An 18694-nucleotide genomic window follows, 5' to 3' on the forward strand; every position below is an offset into this window, starting at 1 on the left:
ATAAAGCAAAGTGGAATAAGGCTAGGACCTAGATTTCGAAGTAATTGTTTTGGGAATATTGCATCAGTTTAGTTTGTAATAATGCTTTCACATCTGCCCATTCACTTTCTAAAATACTATAGATATAGCTATCTCGAATAGTCTGTCCATCTTTACGTAGCATATGACACCTGATAATGCCATCTCGTTTGGCACCTAATGCCTCAATCGCTTTTTGGCTGGGAAGATTCAAATGATCAGTTCGAAAGCCGACCACCTGAGCATTTAAATTTTCAAAAGCATGTCTTAACAAAAGATATTTACAAACGCGATTTACATAAGCTCTGTGATAGCGCTTGGCATACCAGGTATAACCAATTTCAAAACGTGGAATTTCCGCTTTAATATCATAATAACTGGTGGTTCCAATTGCTTGGCCGGAGTTTAAATCAATTACGGCAAAAACCATTCTTTCACCTTGAGCCTGTTGTTCGAAAGCTTGAGAAAAATATTTTTTTAAGTTATGCAGATAAGGCACCGAATTATATAAAATCTTACCTAAATTTTCTTCAGCGCATGCAACCACTAAATCAGAAAAATGTTCCCAGCTCAACGGTTCAAGACGAAGCTGGTAAACACTGGATTCCAGAACAGGCATATTCATATTCATTTTTAATAGCTCAATATGACATTCAAAAAGCTATGACAAAAATGACAAGCATAAAAAAACCACCCGAAGGTGGTTTTTTTATTGAGCTTAGTTCGCTGGCAATGGCGGAGGAGTCAACGGACCATCATCTGGCGTTACATCAATCACAGGATTATCTGCAACATAGACTTTTGGTGGCTGAGGCTCACGACCTTCCATGATGTCACGGATTTGATCACGATCAATGGTTTCCCATTCCATCAAGGCTTTCACCATCGCATGGGCAATATCTTTTTTGCTTTCCAAGATATCGCGTGCGATTTTATATTGCTCATCTAGAATTCGACGAATTTCACGATCGACTTCTAGTTGTGTGGTTTCCGAAATACTGCGGCTACCAATACTGCCCATGAAAGATTGCTGTGCATCTTCTTCATAGACCATGACACCGAGTTTGTCCGACATACCATATTTGGTCACCATCGCACGTGCCATTTTGGTTGCACGTTCGAAGTCATTTGAAGCGCCGGTCGACATCTGGTTAATGAAGACTTCTTCAGCAATACGGCCACCAAACAAAATCGAAAGTTCATTCAACATTTTGTCTTTGTAATGGCTGGTCTGGTCAAATTCAGGCAGCTGCCAGGTAACACCTAAAGCCCAGCCACGTGGCATGATTGTCACCTTATGCACAGGATCTGTACCTGGCAAGCTTTCAGCAACAATCGCATGCCCTGCTTCATGATAAGCCGTCGCACGACGCTCTTCATCACGAAGTACCATCGATTTACGCTCAGGACCCATATACAGCTTGTCTTTTGCATCTTCAAAGTCATGCATATCGACGGTGTTTTTGTTACGGCGTGCAGCAAATAAAGCAGCTTCATTCACCAGGTTTGCTAATTGCGCACCCGAGAAGCCCGGTGTACCACGTGCAAGAACTTTAACATCCACACCTGTCACTGAAGGCAATTTTTTCAAATGTACATTCAGGATTTGTTCACGACCTTTAATGTCTGGCAAACCAACCACAACTTGACGGTCAAAACGGCCTGGACGAAGAAGTGCTTTATCCAGTACATCTGCACGGTTGGTTGCAGCAATCACGATAATGCCTTCATTGCCCTCAAAGCCGTCCATTTCAACCAGCATCTGGTTCAGTGTCTGTTCACGTTCATCGTGACCACCACCAGTACCTGAACCACGATGACGACCGACTGCATCAATCTCATCAATAAAGATGATACATGGCGCATGACGTTTCGCCTGTTCGAACATGTCACGAACACGGGATGCACCGACACCGACAAACATCTCAACGAAGTCAGAACCTGAAATACTAAAGAATGGAACTTTCGCTTCACCGGCAATGGCTTTGGCAAGTAGGGTTTTACCCGTACCTGGAGGACCGACCATTAACACACCGCGTGGAATACTCGCACCCAGACGTTTAAATTTGGTTGGATCTTTCAGGAAATCTACGATTTCAACGACTTCTTGCTTGGCTTCGTCACAACCAGCAACATCAGTGAAAGTGACTTTAATCTGATCTTCAGACAGCATTTTGGCTTTAGATTTACCAAAACTCATTGGGCCGTTTTTACCACCTGCACCGCCACCCATGTTGCGCATAAAGAACATGAATAACAAAATGATTAAAAGTACAGGGAAACTTGCAATAAGCAACTGCATGAGCAAGCCTTGACGTTGTGGTGCTTCACCTTCAACCACAACATTATTTTTAATCAGGCTTGGCATCAGTTCAGGATCCTGAACTGCCGGACGGATACTTTCAAACTCTGAACCGTTCGATTTTTCGCCACGGATTCTTTCGCCGTCAATCACAACTTGTTTAATTTGGCCAGCATTGACCGCGGCAACAAACTCTGAGTAGTTCATTGTAGTCGGTTGATTGCGGTCACTGACGTTGCTGAAGATTAACACCAGCACACCCAGTATCACGAGCCACAATACGGCATTCTTAAAAAGATCGCTCAAAGCTTTATTCCCATTCCAATCTAATTTGATCATGCCCTGTTCAGGGTGACCTTAATACTTAAGCTGTAAATCAACTTACAATTATCTGAAAACGTACAAAATGCACAATTTTTAACGACTTGGCAAGTAGACTTATTTTAAAGCCTTCTTACGTCCCTGCCCGATCAGGAAAACTTCCTTGGAGCGAGCACGTGATGCCAAAGGTTTAGATGTTTTCAGAACATCAAAACTATCAACCACTTGCTTACGGAATTCGTCAAAACCTGAACCTTGGAAAACTTTTACCACAAATTGACCTTTAGGGCCTAGCACCTTGTTGGCAAAATCCAGTGCAAGTTCACACAAGTAAATCTGACGCGGTTGATCTACAGCCTTATTACCTGATGTATTGGGGGCCATATCTGAAATTACAACGTCTACAGTACGACCATCTAAAATTTCTAACAATTGCTGGAAGACTTCTTCTTCGCGAAAGTCACCTTGCAAGAAAGTCACATCAGGTAATGCATCCATTGGTAAAATGTCAGATGCAATTAATAAACCTTTGTCGCCGACCAACTTACCTGCGATTTGTGACCAACTCCCGGGAGCTGCACCCAAGTCGACCACGGTCATGCCGGGTTTGATGATTTTGTACTTTTCTTGCATTTCTAAGAGCTTATATGCTGCACGCGCACGATAGCCGTCCTTTTGTGCCTTTTTCACATAAGGATCGTCTAAATGCTCTCTCATCCAATCACGACTACTTTTAGATAACTTTTGGTTGGTAATGCGTGTAGCCATAACTCTCTAAATAAAAAAACGTCCAATTATTAATTGTACGTGAAAAAGACATATTTTGCAGTATACATGTGTATCTAAATCTAGGAGTTTTGCTCGTTATGAAGAGATATTGGAAATGATTATTTCCTGATAATTTAAAGCGTTTGTTTTTTGCTTTTGCTATACTAAGCCGTTTTAAAATTCAGGTTATCTCTCATGGCGTCTTTATCTATTCAGGAACGTAAGCGTTTACGTCAAATCGGACATGCTTTAAACCCGGTCGTTATGCTGGGTGACAAAGGCCTGACTGAAAATGTCATCGAAGAATTGGCGCGTGCTTTAAACGATCACGAACTGATTAAAGTGAAAATCGTAGCTGAAGATCGCGAAGCGCGTGCAGCACTGATTGTTGAAATTTCAGAAGCGACTGGTGCTGAAGTAGTTCAGACTATTGGTAAAATTGCGCTGCTTTACAAGAAAGCTGCGAAACAAAACCAAAAATTGTCCAACCTTGTCCGCTTCGCTCATTTGTCTAACTAAGTACAGGACTTATGGCAAGTTACGAACTTAGCGCATTTGATCGCCGTTTTCAGGCCATCTCTCTGGTTGCCGCCATCGAACAGCAAGGCCCATGCAATTTAAATGTGGGCTTCTGGATCCGTGATCCCAATCAGTACATCTTGTGGCCCGACATGGTGACGGCACATCCCCGTCAGGATTTCCTGTGGGAACAGACCTGCTTTGAAATTTTTATTGGGGTTCAGGGCGAAGATTTTTATCGTGAGATTAATCTTTCCCCTTCTCAAGCCTGGCAGGCTTATCAATTCGAAGAATACCGTTATCCTGAAGAGATGCCACCGCAAGCTGCGGATGATATTGAGCTGAACCAGCTCAAACGTACACATTATGGTCTCAATGTCAGTGTGGATCTGACTGATTTTATGGCAACACATAAACTGAAATGGGAAAACTTGTTCCTGGGTTTATCTGCTGTTTTAAAAACCTCACAAGGTGATCAATACTATGCCATGCAGCATAGTAGTCCTCAGGCAGATTTTCATAATAAACGTGACTGGTTGCATGTATTTTAAATAGATTGACGCTGTGCATCAGCTATTTAAAGTGTAACAGGCGAATAAAACGTGAGACTTAAAGTCTCACGTTTTTGTTTATTGCTCAACAATGATTGATCCTCTGTATAATTATTTTAGATTTTTTATTGTTTTCAACGTTCATATTTTAATGATGCAGATGAGGCTGTTCCTGAATGGATTTCACAGCAGCATAAAGAATAAAAGCAAAAGTAATGATTATCAGAAGAATGGTCCCAAACACCAGTCCCAGTACTCCCAGACATAATACGATTACACCCAGATAAAGTATGCGTCCCAATCCGCTTTCCAGATTCAGTAGCATGATCAATATCAGTAAAATAAGTACACCTACAAAATGCTGTTGCATCGTGACCCCCTTTAATTGTTATTGTGAGTCCGTTTTGCTGCATAAAGACAAAGGAGAACATTTGATTGTTCTCCTTTTTAAATAGCGACCTTTCAGCGCAGCCTAACTTTTCAGCTCAGGACTTTTGTCTGAGCTCTCTGTTTTCACCACGGGTTTGACTTTTTTCAGTACTTCAATGGTACTGTCCTTAGAACGTTTAAAAGTATCGGTCAGATGTTCCTTATGCTTGGTCGAAATCTGACTGACATCTTCTTTCAGCTCTTTACCCAGATTGGATAGGTCTTCAACGACAGCGTTGAATTCTGTCTTGATAAAGCTTTTCAATTCGGTTAATTCTTTCTGCGAACCGAAAATCTGCTCCTTCAAAGTATCAATACGCTGTAACACCTCCTGCTTAAATTGATGCAATTGTTCCTGCACAGTATCGCTTAACTGTTTGGCTTCAACTTCAAGCTTTTCCTTACTTTCCTCGATGGTTTCAATTGCCTGATCTTTAGCCTCGACTGCTACTTTTTCAAGCTTCTCGGCAGTTTCAGTGACCACGCTCGGAGTGATTTTTTTAGATGTAGTAGATTTAGGTGCTGTAGCCATTTGTCTTGTTCCTATTGTTATATCGACTAAGCTATATTAGTAGATTTGATAAAAATTAAGATTTGATTTGTCTGACAATTATTAATTGCTTACATTTTTTCACATTGCTTACAAAACAGACTTCCATGCAAAAAGCAAGCCATTTATCTCATACTTTCGCTGCAAAGCCGTTGGACTTTAGGGGTCGTTCTGCGTATAATGCCGTGTTAAGTTCAAGCGAGCAGACATAGGAGGGTAGGTTTAAAAATTAGCCTTCCTTTTTTTTCGTCTTCTCGCTTTTTTACAGCCTAAATTTCAGGAGCTTTGGTTTGAGCACCCCAGCAATTTTAGCCCTTGCCGACGGAACTATCTTTAAAGGTACTTCGATTGGCGCATCGGGTAGTACGACTGGTGAAGTCGTTTTCAACACTGCCATGACTGGCTATCAAGAAATTTTGACTGACCCGAGTTATGCACAGCAACTTGTGACACTGACTTACCCACATATCGGTAACACAGGCTGCAATGAAGAAGACGCTGAATCAGGTCGTATTCATAAGGTTTGGGCTAACGGATTGATCATTCGCGACCTGCCTTTACTGCACAGTAACTTCCGTTCAACCCAATCATTAGCTGAATATTTGGTACAACACAATGTTGTGGCAATTGCGGATATCGACACGCGTAAATTGACACGTATCTTACGTGACAAAGGTGCGCAAAATGGCTGTATCCTTGCTGGCGAAAATATCACTGAAGCTGAAGCGCTTGAAAAAGCACGTGCATTTGGTGGTTTAAACGGTTTAGACCTGGCAAAAGAATGTTGCGACCCTGAAGGTTTTGAATGGACTGAAGGCTCTTGGACATTAGGCAAAGGTTTCTCTCAACCAGAAGCTAAATTCCATGTTGTTGCATACGATTACGGTGTCAAAACCAACATCTTACGTATGCTCGCAGACCGCGGTTGTAAACTGACTGTTGTGCCGGCGCAAACTCCTGCTGCTGATGTACTTGCACTGAATCCAGATGGCGTGTTCCTTTCGAACGGTCCTGGTGATCCGGCTGCATGTGACTACGCAATTGAAGCTGTAAAAACAATTGTAGAAACCACTGAAATTCCAGTATTTGGTATCTGCCTGGGTCACCAGATCCTTGCGCTTGCAAGTGGTGCTAAAACCTTAAAAATGCCTCACGGCCACCACGGTGCGAACCATCCTGTACAAAATCTTGATAACGGTACAGTGATGATTACTTCTCAAAACCATGGCTTCGCAGTCGATGAAAGCAATCTGCCTGATGTGTTGCGTGTAACGCATCGCTCACTGTTTGATGGCACCAACCAAGGTATCCATCGTACAGACAAACCTGCGTTCAGCTTCCAGGGTCACCCTGAAGCAAGCCCGGGTCCACATGACTGCGCACCATTGTTCGATCATTTCATCGAACTTATCGAAGCATCTAAGAAGTAATTAAGGAAGCATCATGGCTAAACGTACTGACATTAAAAGCATCTTGATTATTGGTGCTGGTCCGATTGTCATCGGTCAAGCATGTGAGTTTGACTACTCAGGTGCTCAAGCATGTAAAGCCCTTCGTGAAGAAGGTTACCGCGTTATTTTGGTCAACTCGAACCCAGCGACCATCATGACCGACCCAACCATGGCGGATGCAACTTACATTGAGCCAATTACTTGGCAAACTGTTGCAGCGATCATTGAGAAAGAACGTCCAGATGCTGTTCTTCCAACCATGGGTGGTCAAACGGCATTGAACTGTGCCCTTGCCCTCGATGAGCACGGCATTTTAGAGAAATTCAATGTTGAATTGATCGGTGCAACCAAAGAAGCGATTGAAAAAGCTGAAGACCGTAAACTGTTCGACCAGGCAATGCGTAAAATTGGTCTTGAATGTCCAAAAGCTGACGTTGCTGAGTCAATGGAACATGCTTTAGAAATTCAAGCACGTTTCGGCTTCCCAGTAATTATCCGTCCATCATTCACCATGGGTGGTTCTGGTGGCGGTATCGCATACAACAAAGAAGAATTTATCGAGATTTGTGAACGTGGTTTCGATCTTTCTCCGACTAAACAATTATTGATTGATGAATCTTTAATTGGCTGGAAAGAATACGAGATGGAAGTTGTTCGTGACAAAAACGACAACTGTATCATTGTATGTACCATTGAAAACTTTGATCCAATGGGCGTACACACTGGTGACTCAATCACTGTTGCCCCTGCTCAAACGCTTACAGATAAAGAATTCCAGTTACTACGTAACGCTTCTCTAGCAGTTCTTCGTGAAATTGGTGTTGAAACAGGTGGTTCTAACGTACAGTTCGGTATTTGTCCAAATACTGGTCGTATGGTCGTGATCGAGATGAACCCACGTGTATCACGTTCATCTGCACTTGCTTCTAAAGCAACTGGTTTCCCGATTGCAAAAATCGCAGCGAAACTGGCTGTAGGTTATACCCTTGATGAGTTGAAAAACGACATTACTGGCGGTACAACGCCTGCATCGTTCGAACCTGCAATCGACTACGTTGTAACCAAGATTCCTCGTTTCAACTTCGAAAAATTCCCACAAGCTGATGCGACACTGACGACTCAGATGAAATCTGTCGGTGAAGTGATGGCGATTGGCCGTAACTTCCAGGAATCTGTACAAAAAGCCCTTCGTGGTCTTGAAGTGGGCGCTTCTGGTTTTGACGAAAAGGTTGAAGTGGGTGCTGAAGGCGCGCGCGACAAAATCTTGCAAGAACTTAAAGTGCCAGGTCCAGAGCGTATCTGGTACGTGGGCGATGCATTCCGTCACGGCTTTACTTTAGACGAAGTATTCGCTGCAACGAACATTGACCGCTGGTTCTTGATTCAAATCGAAGACATCATCAAAACTGAAAACCAAATCAAAACTTTAGGTTTTGGCGACTTGAATGCGGACAACATCCGTGGATTCAAACGTAAAGGTTTATCAGATCTTCGCATTGCAGACTTGATGGGTATTTCACAAAAGCAATTCCGTAAACATCGTTGGAACCTGGGCGTAACTCCAGTTTACAAACGTGTCGATACATGTGCTGCAGAATTCGAATCTGATACAGCTTACATGTACTCAACTTACGATGAAGAGTGTGAAGCCAATCCGTCTGCGAAAGACAAGATCATGGTGATCGGTGGCGGTCCTAACCGTATTGGTCAAGGTATCGAATTCGATTACTGCTGTGTACACGCTGCTCTTGCAATGCGTGAAGACGGCTATGAAACCATCATGGTGAACTGTAACCCTGAAACAGTTTCTACTGACTATGATACATCTGATCGTTTGTACTTCGAACCAATCACTTTAGAAGACGTTTTAGAAATCGTACGTATCGAGAAGCCTAAAGGCATTATCGTTCAGTACGGTGGTCAAACACCTTTGAAATTGGCTCGTGCTCTAGAAGAAGCCGGTGCGCCAATCATTGGTACATCACCTGACGCGATTGACCGTGCAGAAGACCGTGAACGTTTCCAGCAAATGATTCAACGTCTGCAACTTCGTCAACCAAACAACAGCATTGTAAAATCTGCTGAAGAAGGTATGGCTGAAGCGTCTAAAGTAGGCTATCCATTAGTGGTACGTCCTTCTTACGTGCTTGGTGGTCGTGCGATGGAAATCGTGTACAACGATGAAGAACTCAAACGCTACTTACGTGATGCGGTTCAAGCATCAAACGAAGCACCTGTTCTGCTTGACCGTTTCTTAGATGATGCGATCGAAGTTGACGTAGACTGCGTATCTGATGGTAAAGACGTTGTAATCGGCGGCATCATGCAGCACATCGAACAAGCGGGTATTCATTCAGGTGACTCGGCATGTTCAATTCCTCCTTACTCTCTATCTAAAGAGATTCAGGACGAAATGCGTCGTCAAACTGTGGCGATGGCAAAAGAGCTTGGCGTAATCGGTTTGATGAACGTTCAGTTTGCTGTCAAAGGTGAAGATGTTTACATCTTGGAAGTGAACCCACGTGCGTCTCGTACTGTGCCATTCGTTTCTAAGTGTATCGGCGAATCTTTAGCGAAAGTTGCTGCACGTTGCATGGCTGGTCAATCTCTTGAGTCGCAAGGCTTCACAACTGAGATTATTCCTGAGCACTTCTCTGTCAAAGAAGCAGTGTTCCCGTTCAACAAATTCCCTGGTGTTGACCCGATCCTTGGCCCTGAGATGAAATCGACTGGCGAAGTGATGGGCGTTGGTAAAACATTTGGTGAAGCGTTCTATAAAGCTGTTTTAGGTGCAAATGAGCGTTTACCAGGTCTTCCAACTGAAGGCGAAGTGAAACACGCATTTATCTCTGTACGTGATTCTGATAAACCACGTGCGGCTGGTATCGCAAAACAATTGATTGACCTAGGCTTCAAGATTCTTGCAACTGATGGTACATTTAAAGTGATTAGCGATGCTGGTCTTGAATGTGAACGTGTCAATAAAGTAACTGAAGGTCGTCCTAACATTGTGGACCGTATTAAAAACGGCGAAATCCACCTTGTGATTAACACGACTGAAGGCAAAAAGGCACAAGAAGACTCATTCTCGATCCGTCGTTCAGCACTTCAAGGTAAAGTGTATAACACAACTACATTGAATGGTGCGGATGCAGTATGCCAAGCTTTAGCAATTAAATTGCCGATGGATGTATATCGTTTGCAAGACCTAACTAAAGGTTAATTCACTTCCAAGAAGTCCCGCCACCTTCTTGGTGGCGGGCTTTTTTTTATTTATAGATTTTATATCTTTCAACTGACTTTTGAGGGACAACATGCAACGTTATCCTATGACACCTGAAGGCAAAATTGCCTTAGAGAAAGAATTACACCAACTGAAAACAGTGGATCGTCCACGTATCACAGCTTCAATTGCAGAAGCGCGTGAACACGGCGACTTAAAAGAAAATGCAGAATACCATGCAGCACGTGAACAGCAAGGCTTCTGTGAAGGTCGTATTCAGGACATCGAAGGCAAACTGGGTGCAGCTCAGGTGATCGACGTAAAAGAACTTGAACAGAATAGTCGTGTGGTTTTTGGTGTAACGGTCACGATTGAAAATCTGGATACTGAAGAACAGAAAACCTATAAAATTGTAGGTGATGACGAAGCAGACTTTAAGATTAACAAGATCTCTGTGAACTCGCCAATTGCACGTGGTCTTTTAGGTAAAAACGAAGGCGACGATGTGAAAATCAATACACCAAACGGTGAAGTTGAATACGAAATTGTGAAAGTTGAATATCTTTAAAATTTAAAGCTGTTTAATTTAAAGCCCCTCGATTGAGGGGTTTTTTACCTTTATCTGCTTCCTACAAACGAATTAGCTCTGGGCTTCTTTTAAAAACCCCGATGCAAATAAATTAAATGCATGTAAAGCCTCAGGGAGTACCTGCTCAGGATGTTCGCTAGAAGCCACCCAGAGGGCTGCATTCATTGCAGCACCATTTAAAAATACCGCAGCAGCTTCCGGATCAACTGTTTTAATTCGATCTGCTACCAATAATTGCTCAACACATTCACGCGTGGACTGCAAACATCTGTTTTGACTTGGCCAGTGTGCAGGATCACCCAATACCGCAGGCCCATCGCGCAATACAATGCGCTGGAATTCAGAGTTTAAGGCATTTTGAATATAGGTCCGCCCTTCCAGCATCAATCCTTCCCACAGATCATCAGGCTGCTCCAGATGTTGCTGCGCAGATGAAGCCATTTCCGAATCGATCTGGTCGACCACTGCAGCAAATAAGCCTTTTTTATCACCAAAATGATGATACAGCGCACCACGAGTCAGCCCTGCTTCTGCCGTGAGCTTATCCATTGAAGTGCCAGCATAACCATATTCCGCAAACGCACGGCGTGCCACTTCTATCAGTTTCTTGCGGGTTTCCGCCATCTTTTGTTCACGAACAGACATGAATTACTTTACCTTATCATTATAAAAATTTTAATTGACATACGGACCGTATGTCAATTATGTTTACATACGAAGCGTATGTGAAAGTCAAGTTGCTTTCACTCACTGATAAATTAGATATTGAATGAGAATAGACATGACTAGAACTGCGATATTTCCCCAAGACCGCCATGCCCTGTATGAACAGCATGGTTATTCTGCTGCGATCAAATCGGAAGACTTACTTTTTGTTTCTGGTCAGGTCGGTAGCCGTGAGGATGGTTCACCTGAACCAGATTTCGAGAAACAGGTAGAACGGGCTTTTGAAAATCTAGCTGCGACATTGGCAGCAGCTGGTTGTAGCTTCGATGATATTGTCGATGTCACCACATTTCACACTGACCCAGAGCAGCAATTTGAAAGCATTATAAAAGTTAAACAACAAGTGTTTAAGCAAAAGCCTTATCCTAATTGGACAGCTGTTGGCGTGACTTGGCTGGCAGGTTTTGATTTTGAGATTAAAGTGATTGCCCGTATTCCTACAGCGTCTACACCAGTCTAATCATTTGCGTTATTCGCACTCGCTTGAGTATCTTTTAGAGATTATTCAGCAAGTTTAAACGCCGATTAGGTATAATTTCTTATTCACTATTTTTTTGTATCTTCCTTATGGCTGAAAAGTTAATTAATTCTCCTGTGAATCATTGGTGTGAATTTGAGTTCATCTCAAAAACGGTGAAGAATCCCAACATTCATATCAAAGGGAATTATTCTTATTATTCAGCCTATTGGGATCAGGGCTTTGAGCGCTGTGTGGTGCGTTATTTACATGACAAGCCATCTACGCCTGATAAGCCGATTGACCAGCTCTATATCGGCAATTTTGTCTGTTTTGGTGCTGAATGCGTAATTATGATGGGAGGTAACCAGTTACACCGTACCGATTGGATTTCAGCGTTTCCGTTCGATACACGCAGTTTTGTGCCTGCTGGTGATACAGTGATTGGTGATGGTTGCTGGATTGGTTCTCGTGCCATGATTATGCAAGGTGTAAAGCTGGGTGAAGGTGCTGTGGTGGCAACAGGTGCAGTAGTCGCTAAAGACGTACCGCCTTATGCTGTAGTTGGTGGTGTACCTGCAAAAATTATTAAATACCGTTTTCCACAAGAAGATATAGAAAAAGTACTCTCTCTAAAAATCTATGATATAGATGAAAAGCAGTTTTTAAAAATGCGCGAGCAGTTGCAGACGGATGATGTGGAAAAATTAGTTAAATATTTTCATCAATTATAGATTAACACTGAGGCAGTCTTTGAATTAAAATCATTAATCTCTTCAATACCAATTTCATCAGAATCTTTAAAAGCTTGGCTAATTTCAGCTGCAATTGTTAGAAAAGGATCATCTAAATAATCATTTGCAAACGCATCCAAATAAATAACGTTATGTTTCGTATCATCTAAATGCTTTGCCCAATGCCTTACAAACCATGTTTTTCCTTCACCCCAACGAGCATCCAAAGCTAAAACAGCACCACATTGTAGACGATCAACATAGTTAGTCAGTTGTTCACCCAAGCGACGTCGATCCCAGAAATCACCTTCCCAAGCTGTTTGAATATTCTCAAAATTATCTTTCTGCCAATTTATTTGATCTATAGTCATTTTATTAAATTTCATTCGTTTACAATTCATTCATTATATTCATTTTAATTTTTAAAGGCATAAAAAAACCCACTCAATCGGAGTGGGTTTTTTCAGAATATGGTGGCTATGACGAGACTTGAACTTGTGACCCCCGCATTATGAGTGCGGTGCTCTAACCAACTGAGCTACATAGCCTTAAACTGTGCGCGCATTATGGGATTTTCTGTAAATCACGTCAACCCCATATTGTGCTGTTTGATCAAAATTTGTTGAAGTGAGCCGATAAGCCGGGTTCTGTCGTGAACGATCATTCCTCTAGGCGCACAATCACTCATGCGCTCAAGCGACCTACCCGAATCCAGCATGGGCCATGCCTAATGGATTCCTATTTGGTCTTGCTTCCGGTGGGGTTTACCTCGCCATGAACTGTTACCAGCCATGCGGTGCGCTCTTACCGCACCCTTTCACCCTTACCTCCGATTCCGATTGCTCGAAAACATAATGAAGGCGGTCTTCTCTCTGCTGCACTTGCCGTCGGTTTGCACCGCCCAGGCGTTACCTGGCACCTTGCCCTATGAAGCCCGGACTTTCCTCCCCTGCTTCAATCACGGAGATCTCCACAGCAGCGATCGTCTGGCTCACTTCGAGCGGCATAGTATCAAATATCGAGACTAATTGCTTGATGTTTTTTGAGCAGTCAGTTTTTCATACTTGGCTTGCAGCTGTTCCTGCGTTTCGACATGATTCGGATCTAGTGGAATACAATCCACCGGACAGAACAACTGGCACTGTGGTTGATCATGATGTCCGACGCACTCTGTACATAAATCTGGATGAATCTCATAAATGAGTTCACCCATATAGATGGCCTCATTCGGGCATACAGGTTCACAGACATCACAGTTAATACATTCATCGGTGATATATAAAGACACGCTACCAACCTTGTTGAAGTTTACGCTCGAAGGCCGCAACCACGTTTGGTGGTACAAACTTGGTTACATCACCTCTTAATCGAGCAATTTCACGCACCAAAGTGGATGAAATAAAAGAATATTGCTCTGAAGGGGTTAAAAATACCGCTTCAAAGTGGGAGTCCAGCTGACGGTTCATATTTGCCAGCTGAAATTCGTACTCAAAATCAGACACTGCACGCAAACCACGCAATACAGCAGTCGCCTTTTGCTCACGGAAAAAATTGACGAGCAAACCATCAAAACCTACAAATTCAACATTGTCCAAATGACCCAATGACTCTTTTGCCAATGCGACACGCTCTTCCAGACTAAATACCGGATTTTTATGATGACCGATGGCAATCGCCACTACGACTTCATCAAACATTCGCGCTGCGCGGGTTACCAAATCAATATGTCCATTAGTAATTGGATCAAAAGTCCCCGGATAAATCACACGAGTTTTAGACATCCATTTGTACTCTGTTTGTTATGTAGAATCTTATTTTAGCAAAAACTTGTTTTTTTGGTGAATAATCCTCATTAATTTAAAAAACTTCACCTTATTTCTAGTTGCGGTACAATAGCAGCACGTTTGGAAGTATCAGATTATGGCGAAAGCATCTATTGTAGTAAAAAAAAATAATGGCGGTACCATTGCACTGAATAAACGTGCCCGCCACGATTATTTTATTGAAGAGAAATTTGAAGCGGGGCTTTCATTAAAAGGCTGGGAAGTCAAATCAATGCGTGCTGGTCGTATGACCATCGTAGAAAGTTATATTACCTTTAAAAATGGTGAAGCGTTCTTGTTTGGTGCACAGGTTCAGCCCTTATTAAGCGCTTCAACCCATGTGGTGCCTGAAGCAACTCGTACCCGCAAGCTGTTGCTGAATCGCCGTGAAATTGAAAAGTTGATGGGTGCAATTAATCAGAAAGGTTATTCCTGCGTTCCATTGGCCTGCTACTGGAAAGGTCCACATGCCAAGCTGGAAATTGCTCTGGTGAAAGGTAAGCAGCTTCATGACAAACGTGCCACCGAAAAAGACCGTGACTGGCAACGTGATAAAGCGCGAATTTTCCATAAATAATGGATTAAAAGTTGAATATAAAAAAACCTCCGCATTTGGAGGTTTTTTTATGGTTTTAAGTATGGCTATTTAAACGCGCTAGAGTCAAAGCAATATATTCACCAAACCAGAACGCAGTTTTTAAATCGCCTTCAGGTGGGGTCACTTCTACCGGTGCGTTATCTGACTGGGTCATTAAACCCAAAAAGCTCGACATCCGGTTCAGATCCGTGACGGCACGTCCTGTCGGCATTAATGGCAATCCACTCCACAACATCCCGTGCTGCATGGCAAACAGGTTGATTTGCTGCAGGACCGCCAGCTTGTCACCACTAAGTCCGCCACCATTGGTAAAAGCCGCTGCCAGTTTTCCGTGCCAGCTACGTGCCAGCCAGCGCTTAGAGGATTGCTCCATAAACAGCTTCATGGCAGAGGTCAGGCTACCCATATAGGTCGGACAACCAAAGATAATTGCATCGGCGGCGTCTAGTACATCCCAGTCTATATGTTCGACATTCATCATATGCACCTGAACACCGGTTTCCCGTGCACCATCGGCAATAAAATTTGCCACTTTAGCCGTGTGTCCATAAGGACTGTGATAAACAATCGCAACAGATTTGGAAGATAGGGACATAACGCTCAAAAGCCAAAAAATTCAGTTAAGTTTAACATTTTCATGCCATAAACACGAATGTCGCCATACGCCCTGTTTTTGGCTCACGGCGATAAGAAAAATACTCATCTGCTTGACGATAAGAACACTGCTCCCCACCCAATACGGTATTTATGCCATGTTGCTGCAAGATATAACGCGCAATCGCATACAGGTCGGCATAATATTTACCTGCCTGCTCACCGGCCTGAAATGCACTGTCCAGTTCAGGATATTTACTACAAAAAGCCGCTTTTACTTCAGTGCCAATTTCAAAACAAGGCTGGCTAATTGCTGCCCCGAGCCAGGCCCAAGTCGGCGGAGTTTGCATGGCGGCAATGGTATTTTCAACAATTCCACCCGCCAGACCACGCCAACCAGCATGCAAATTGGCAACTTCCGTACCTTTCGCATTCCCCATTACTACAGGTAAACAGTCTGCAGTCATCATCATCAAGGCATGCACCTTGCGCTGCGTCACCAGACCATCTCCGACCAGTGCGGTAAATGGCATCTGCTCATTAATGCTATGACAAATGGTGCTATGCGTCTGGGTCATCCAGGTAATCTTATCTACGCCAAAGGCAGCGAAATCCTGCAATAAAGCCATACGATGCTGTTGTACCCGTAGCGCATTATCCTGCACATGCAAGGCCAAGTTAAAACCTGCAAGCTCAGGCTGTGCGGATGGCTGTACTTTCGCATGGTGAACGCGAGTCTGGCCGACATACACACCTTGTGGAAGTCCTGGTACAAATTGCATCTCGATTCCTTGCTTTGACGCGAGCTAAATAAAAAGATTAATAGGCTTTGTTTTCGGTACGCAGCACTTCAACCAGATTGGCAAAGTCTTCCGGCCACGGTGCTTCAAAGGTCATTTCTTCTTTGGTACGCGGATGGGTCAGACCGAGTTGTACAGCATGCAAAGCCTGACGCTTGAAGCCACGCAAAGTATCATCTAATAATTGCGATGCACCTGCAGGCATACGGACACGTGGCATATACACCTGATCGCCCACCAAGCCAAAGCCGATATAGCTAAAATGCACACGGATCTGATGGGTACGTCCAGTTTCCAGACGGGCTTGAACACGGGTAAAATGCTGGAAACGCTCTTTGACATTGTAATGCGTCACCGCGTCTTTACCACCTGGAAGTATGGTCATTTTCACACGATCCACCGGATGGCGTTTGATTGGTTCATCAATGGTACCGCCAGCAATAATATTGCCGTAAACCACCAAGTCATACAGGCGATATACTGATTTTTTCTCAAGCTGTTTGCTTAAGGCAAATTGTGCTTCCAGATTTTTGGCGACGACTAACAGACCGCTGGTGTCTTTATCGATACGATGTACCAGACCTGCACGCGCCAGTTCAGCTGATTTCGGATAGTGATGCAATAAAGCATTGACCAAGGTGCCAGAACTATTGCCAGCGCCCGGATGTACCACCATACCGACTGGTTTGTTGATGACCATAATGTCATCATCTTCATAGATGATGTCCAGTGGAATATCTTCCGGCAGACTGCGCGTTTGCGCTTCAAGCTCAACATTTAAAGTCAGGGTTTCAAAACCATCACTTTTAAATTTCGGCTTAACCGGTTGACCATTCACCAATAAATTGCCATCTTTAATCCATTGCTTTAATTTTTCTCGAGAAAAATCGCTCCAGACCATTGCGGCAATCTGGTCGATCCGTTGCCCGATATAAGTTTCATCCAGTTGAAATTGCAACGATAAACGTGTTGCAGTTGCTTCTGAAGTATGGTTATCTGCATCCTCAGAATCTTCAAGTAAATTGAAATCAGTATCAGGGATATTAGAATTGGAAGATTGTGCTTGACTCATTTGCTCATTCAGACAAAAGTGGTTTAATAGTGCAATTGTAGCTCATTGCCCGTATTAACAGAGGAATTTTTATGTCGCTACCACATTATAAAATGACAATGCTTGCTGTGACATTAGGCATTGCATCGGCAATGGTAGGCTGTAGCAGTAATCCAAAAAAAGAAGTCGTGGATAAAGGTCCGGAATCTAGCGAACAGGTTTATATTCAAAAAGCACAGAAAGCGCTAGATCGTAATCAATATACCGATGCAGCAAAACAGTTAGAAGCGCTGGAAACTTATTTCCCGACCAGTCAGTATGCCCCTCAGGCGCAGCTTGAACTGTTGTATGTAAAATTCCAGCAAAAAGATTATGAAGGTGCGGTTGTACTGGCAGAGCGTTTTATCCGTCTGAACCCGCAACATCCAAATGTCGATTATGCTTACTATGTACGCGGTGTCGCCAATATGGAACAGAACTATAACGGCCTGCTGCGTTATACCTCACTGAAACAATCGCATCGTGATGTCAGCTACCTGAAAGTAGCTTACCAGAATTTTGTTGATTTCATTCGCCGCTATCCGTCGAGTACCTATGCAGTCGATGCCGCACAGCGTATGCAGTTTATCGGTCAGGAACTGGCTGAGCATGAAATGAATGCAGCACGTTTTAACATCAAGCGTAAGGCGTATCTGGCAGCAGTTGAACGTGGCTTGTGGGTGATTGAGCATTATCCTCAAACTGCGCAGATTCCGGAAGCACTCGCAACAGTTGCTTATGGCTATGATCAGCTAGGTGATAAAGCGACTTCTCAGCAATATGTGGATGTTTTAAAGCTGAATTATCCGAATCTGGTGAAATCAGATGGTACGGTGAATCTGCGTGCAGCGCGGAGCGAAAGCAGTTTCTTTAACCGCGCGACACTGGGTATTTTTGGTAAAGAAGCCAAAACTGTAACCGACACCGATGCACAATCGGATACGCCAGAAACTGAAAAGCGCAGCATCACCAATCGCATTTCATTTGGTTTGCTGGATCGTCCTAAAACGGCTGAATAAAGCTAAATAAGTCCGGCAGTATCAGCAAATAAGACAGCGCTTTACAGGTGCATTTTCCTCAAGGGCAAGGTATTATACTTGCCCTTTTGCGTTGTCTGGCCAAGGCTTGAACAAAACGTGCAAAAGGTATAC

At 43.3% G+C, this 18694-nt stretch carries 20 protein-coding genes, 1 tRNA gene, 1 other RNA gene and 1 pseudogene; 9 read left to right on the forward strand and 14 right to left on the reverse strand.

Annotated features, from left to right (window positions below; genetic code table 11):
- Positions 1-28 precede the first annotated feature (28 nt).
- The 3 genes from F893_RS13300 to rlmE form a co-directional block, all read right to left on the reverse strand.
- Positions 29-643 (reverse strand): GNAT family N-acetyltransferase, encoded by a 615-nt coding sequence (locus F893_RS13300; RefSeq protein ID WP_034436528.1) that lies wholly within the window; start codon positions 641-643, stop codon positions 29-31.
- A 93-nt stretch (positions 644-736) separates the two neighbouring features.
- Positions 737-2626 carry an ATP-dependent zinc metalloprotease FtsH gene (gene ftsH / locus F893_RS13305; RefSeq protein WP_004280565.1) on the reverse strand — a complete coding sequence of 630 codons (1890 nt, stop codon included), beginning with the start codon at positions 2624-2626 and terminating at the stop codon, positions 737-739.
- A gap of 132 nt (positions 2627-2758) precedes the next feature.
- Positions 2759-3409 (reverse strand): 23S rRNA (uridine(2552)-2'-O)-methyltransferase RlmE, encoded by a 651-nt coding sequence (rlmE, locus tag F893_RS13310; RefSeq protein WP_004645756.1) that lies wholly within the window; start codon positions 3407-3409, stop codon positions 2759-2761.
- A gap of 195 nt (positions 3410-3604) precedes the next feature.
- On the opposite strand from rlmE, the gene yhbY reads away from it, so the two are divergent.
- Positions 3605-3928: a ribosome assembly RNA-binding protein YhbY gene (yhbY, locus tag F893_RS13315; RefSeq protein ID WP_004645757.1), complete on the forward strand. Its 324-nt coding sequence runs from the start codon at positions 3605-3607 to the stop codon at positions 3926-3928.
- A gap of 11 nt (positions 3929-3939) precedes the next feature.
- The gene (locus tag F893_RS13320) at positions 3940-4479 is read left to right on the forward strand and encodes a DOMON-like domain-containing protein (protein WP_004645758.1); all 540 of its coding nucleotides are present in this window, start codon (positions 3940-3942) and stop codon (positions 4477-4479) included.
- 148 nt (positions 4480-4627) lie between these two features.
- Here the strand turns inward: F893_RS13320 and F893_RS13325 are convergent, their stop codons facing one another.
- Both F893_RS13325 and F893_RS13330 read right to left on the reverse strand, forming a co-directional pair.
- Entirely contained in the window at positions 4628-4849 is a 222-nt protein-coding gene (locus F893_RS13325) for a hypothetical protein (protein WP_005252547.1), read from the reverse strand.
- Between the two features lie 102 nt (positions 4850-4951).
- Positions 4952-5440, reverse strand: coding sequence for a hypothetical protein (locus F893_RS13330; protein WP_005252549.1), 489 nt, complete (start codon positions 5438-5440; stop codon positions 4952-4954).
- A 308-nt stretch (positions 5441-5748) separates the two neighbouring features.
- Between F893_RS13330 and carA the strand changes: the two genes are divergently transcribed.
- From carA to greA, 3 genes are all read left to right on the forward strand, one after another.
- The gene (carA, locus tag F893_RS13335; protein ID WP_004280574.1) at positions 5749-6888 is read left to right on the forward strand and encodes a glutamine-hydrolyzing carbamoyl-phosphate synthase small subunit; all 1140 of its coding nucleotides are present in this window, start codon (positions 5749-5751) and stop codon (positions 6886-6888) included.
- A 13-nt stretch (positions 6889-6901) separates the two neighbouring features.
- On the forward strand, positions 6902-10132 hold the full coding sequence (gene carB / locus F893_RS13340; protein WP_005252552.1) for a carbamoyl-phosphate synthase large subunit: 3231 nt from the start codon (positions 6902-6904) through the stop codon (positions 10130-10132).
- A gap of 91 nt (positions 10133-10223) precedes the next feature.
- Positions 10224-10700 (forward strand): transcription elongation factor GreA, encoded by a 477-nt coding sequence (greA, locus tag F893_RS13345; protein ID WP_005252553.1) that lies wholly within the window; start codon positions 10224-10226, stop codon positions 10698-10700.
- Between the two features lie 72 nt (positions 10701-10772).
- Here the strand turns inward: greA and F893_RS13350 are convergent, their stop codons facing one another.
- Positions 10773-11366 (reverse strand): TetR/AcrR family transcriptional regulator, encoded by a 594-nt coding sequence (locus F893_RS13350; protein WP_005252554.1) that lies wholly within the window; start codon positions 11364-11366, stop codon positions 10773-10775.
- 136 nt (positions 11367-11502) lie between these two features.
- On the opposite strand from F893_RS13350, the gene F893_RS13355 reads away from it, so the two are divergent.
- Positions 11503-11907: a RidA family protein gene (locus tag F893_RS13355; RefSeq protein WP_005252555.1), complete on the forward strand. Its 405-nt coding sequence runs from the start codon at positions 11503-11505 to the stop codon at positions 11905-11907.
- A 107-nt stretch (positions 11908-12014) separates the two neighbouring features.
- Complete coding sequence (locus F893_RS13360) at positions 12015-12638, forward strand: CatB-related O-acetyltransferase (protein ID WP_005252556.1); 624 nt, start codon at positions 12015-12017, stop codon at positions 12636-12638.
- Here the strand turns inward: F893_RS13360 and F893_RS13365 are convergent.
- The 5 genes and pseudogenes from F893_RS13365 to coaD all read right to left on the reverse strand — a co-directional run.
- Positions 12638-13024: pseudogene (locus F893_RS13365) on the reverse strand (P-loop NTPase fold protein); the annotation flags it as partial. The gene F893_RS13360 and the pseudogene F893_RS13365 overlap by 1 nt on opposite strands.
- A gap of 85 nt (positions 13025-13109) precedes the next feature.
- Positions 13110-13186 (reverse strand) — tRNA-Met (locus F893_RS13370).
- A gap of 72 nt (positions 13187-13258) precedes the next feature.
- Positions 13259-13636, reverse strand: an RNA gene (gene rnpB / locus F893_RS17175) — RNase P RNA component class A.
- 26 nt (positions 13637-13662) lie between these two features.
- A complete protein-coding gene (locus tag F893_RS13375) occupies positions 13663-13926 on the reverse strand; it encodes a YfhL family 4Fe-4S dicluster ferredoxin (protein WP_004280584.1) in 264 nt (87 codons plus the stop codon).
- 1 nt (position 13927) lies between these two features.
- Entirely contained in the window at positions 13928-14419 is a 492-nt protein-coding gene (coaD, locus tag F893_RS13380; protein WP_005252558.1) for a pantetheine-phosphate adenylyltransferase, read from the reverse strand.
- Between the two features lie 139 nt (positions 14420-14558).
- Here coaD and smpB point away from each other — a divergent pair, with 139 nt between their 5' ends.
- Positions 14559-15038: an SsrA-binding protein SmpB gene (smpB, locus tag F893_RS13385; protein WP_004280586.1), complete on the forward strand. Its 480-nt coding sequence runs from the start codon at positions 14559-14561 to the stop codon at positions 15036-15038.
- A gap of 55 nt (positions 15039-15093) precedes the next feature.
- On the opposite strand, the gene F893_RS13390 is transcribed toward smpB, so the two are convergent.
- The 3 genes from F893_RS13390 to rluD are packed head-to-tail and all read right to left on the reverse strand — an operon-like array spanning position 15094 to position 17525.
- Entirely contained in the window at positions 15094-15654 is a 561-nt protein-coding gene (locus F893_RS13390; protein ID WP_005252559.1) for a flavodoxin family protein, read from the reverse strand.
- Positions 15655-15694: 40 nt separating this feature from the next.
- Positions 15695-16435 carry a peptidoglycan editing factor PgeF gene (gene pgeF / locus F893_RS13395; protein WP_005252561.1) on the reverse strand — a complete coding sequence of 247 codons (741 nt, stop codon included), beginning with the start codon at positions 16433-16435 and terminating at the stop codon, positions 15695-15697.
- Positions 16436-16472: 37 nt separating this feature from the next.
- Positions 16473-17525, reverse strand: coding sequence for a 23S rRNA pseudouridine(1911/1915/1917) synthase RluD (rluD, locus tag F893_RS13400; RefSeq protein WP_005252563.1), 1053 nt, complete (start codon positions 17523-17525; stop codon positions 16473-16475).
- 71 nt (positions 17526-17596) lie between these two features.
- Between rluD and F893_RS13405 the strand changes: the two genes are divergently transcribed.
- A complete protein-coding gene (locus F893_RS13405; protein ID WP_005252566.1) occupies positions 17597-18562 on the forward strand; it encodes an outer membrane protein assembly factor BamD in 966 nt (321 codons plus the stop codon).
- The last annotated feature ends 132 nt before the right edge of the window (positions 18563-18694 follow it).

The sequence above is a fragment of the Acinetobacter sp. CIP 102136 genome, assembly GCF_000369685.1.
Taxonomy (GTDB): domain Bacteria; phylum Pseudomonadota; class Gammaproteobacteria; order Pseudomonadales; family Moraxellaceae; genus Acinetobacter; species Acinetobacter fasciculus.

Bases quoted from the DNA above. Each gene is read 5' to 3' on its own strand.
- F893_RS13300 (WP_034436528.1), bottom strand. From the start codon at position 643: ATGAATATGCCTGTTCTGGAATCCAGTGTTTACCAGCTTCGTCTTGAA.
- rlmE (WP_004645756.1), bottom strand. From the start codon at position 3,409: ATGGCTACACGCATTACCAACCAAAAGTTATCTAAAAGTAGTCGTGAT.
- yhbY (WP_004645757.1), top strand. From the start codon at position 3,605: ATGGCGTCTTTATCTATTCAGGAACGTAAGCGTTTACGTCAAATCGGA.
- F893_RS13320 (WP_004645758.1), top strand. From the start codon at position 3,940: ATGGCAAGTTACGAACTTAGCGCATTTGATCGCCGTTTTCAGGCCATC.
- F893_RS13325 (WP_005252547.1), bottom strand. From the start codon at position 4,849: ATGCAACAGCATTTTGTAGGTGTACTTATTTTACTGATATTGATCATG.
- F893_RS13330 (WP_005252549.1), bottom strand. From the start codon at position 5,440: ATGGCTACAGCACCTAAATCTACTACATCTAAAAAAATCACTCCGAGC.
- carB (WP_005252552.1), top strand. From the start codon at position 6,902: ATGGCTAAACGTACTGACATTAAAAGCATCTTGATTATTGGTGCTGGT.
- greA (WP_005252553.1), top strand. From the start codon at position 10,224: ATGCAACGTTATCCTATGACACCTGAAGGCAAAATTGCCTTAGAGAAA.
- F893_RS13350 (WP_005252554.1), bottom strand. From the start codon at position 11,366: ATGTCTGTTCGTGAACAAAAGATGGCGGAAACCCGCAAGAAACTGATA.
- F893_RS13355 (WP_005252555.1), top strand. From the start codon at position 11,503: ATGACTAGAACTGCGATATTTCCCCAAGACCGCCATGCCCTGTATGAA.
- F893_RS13360 (WP_005252556.1), top strand. From the start codon at position 12,015: ATGGCTGAAAAGTTAATTAATTCTCCTGTGAATCATTGGTGTGAATTT.
- coaD (WP_005252558.1), bottom strand. From the start codon at position 14,419: ATGTCTAAAACTCGTGTGATTTATCCGGGGACTTTTGATCCAATTACT.
- smpB (WP_004280586.1), top strand. From the start codon at position 14,559: ATGGCGAAAGCATCTATTGTAGTAAAAAAAAATAATGGCGGTACCATT.
- F893_RS13390 (WP_005252559.1), bottom strand. From the start codon at position 15,654: ATGTCCCTATCTTCCAAATCTGTTGCGATTGTTTATCACAGTCCTTAT.
- pgeF (WP_005252561.1), bottom strand. From the start codon at position 16,435: ATGCAATTTGTACCAGGACTTCCACAAGGTGTGTATGTCGGCCAGACT.
- rluD (WP_005252563.1), bottom strand. From the start codon at position 17,525: ATGAGTCAAGCACAATCTTCCAATTCTAATATCCCTGATACTGATTTC.
- F893_RS13405 (WP_005252566.1), top strand. From the start codon at position 17,597: ATGTCGCTACCACATTATAAAATGACAATGCTTGCTGTGACATTAGGC.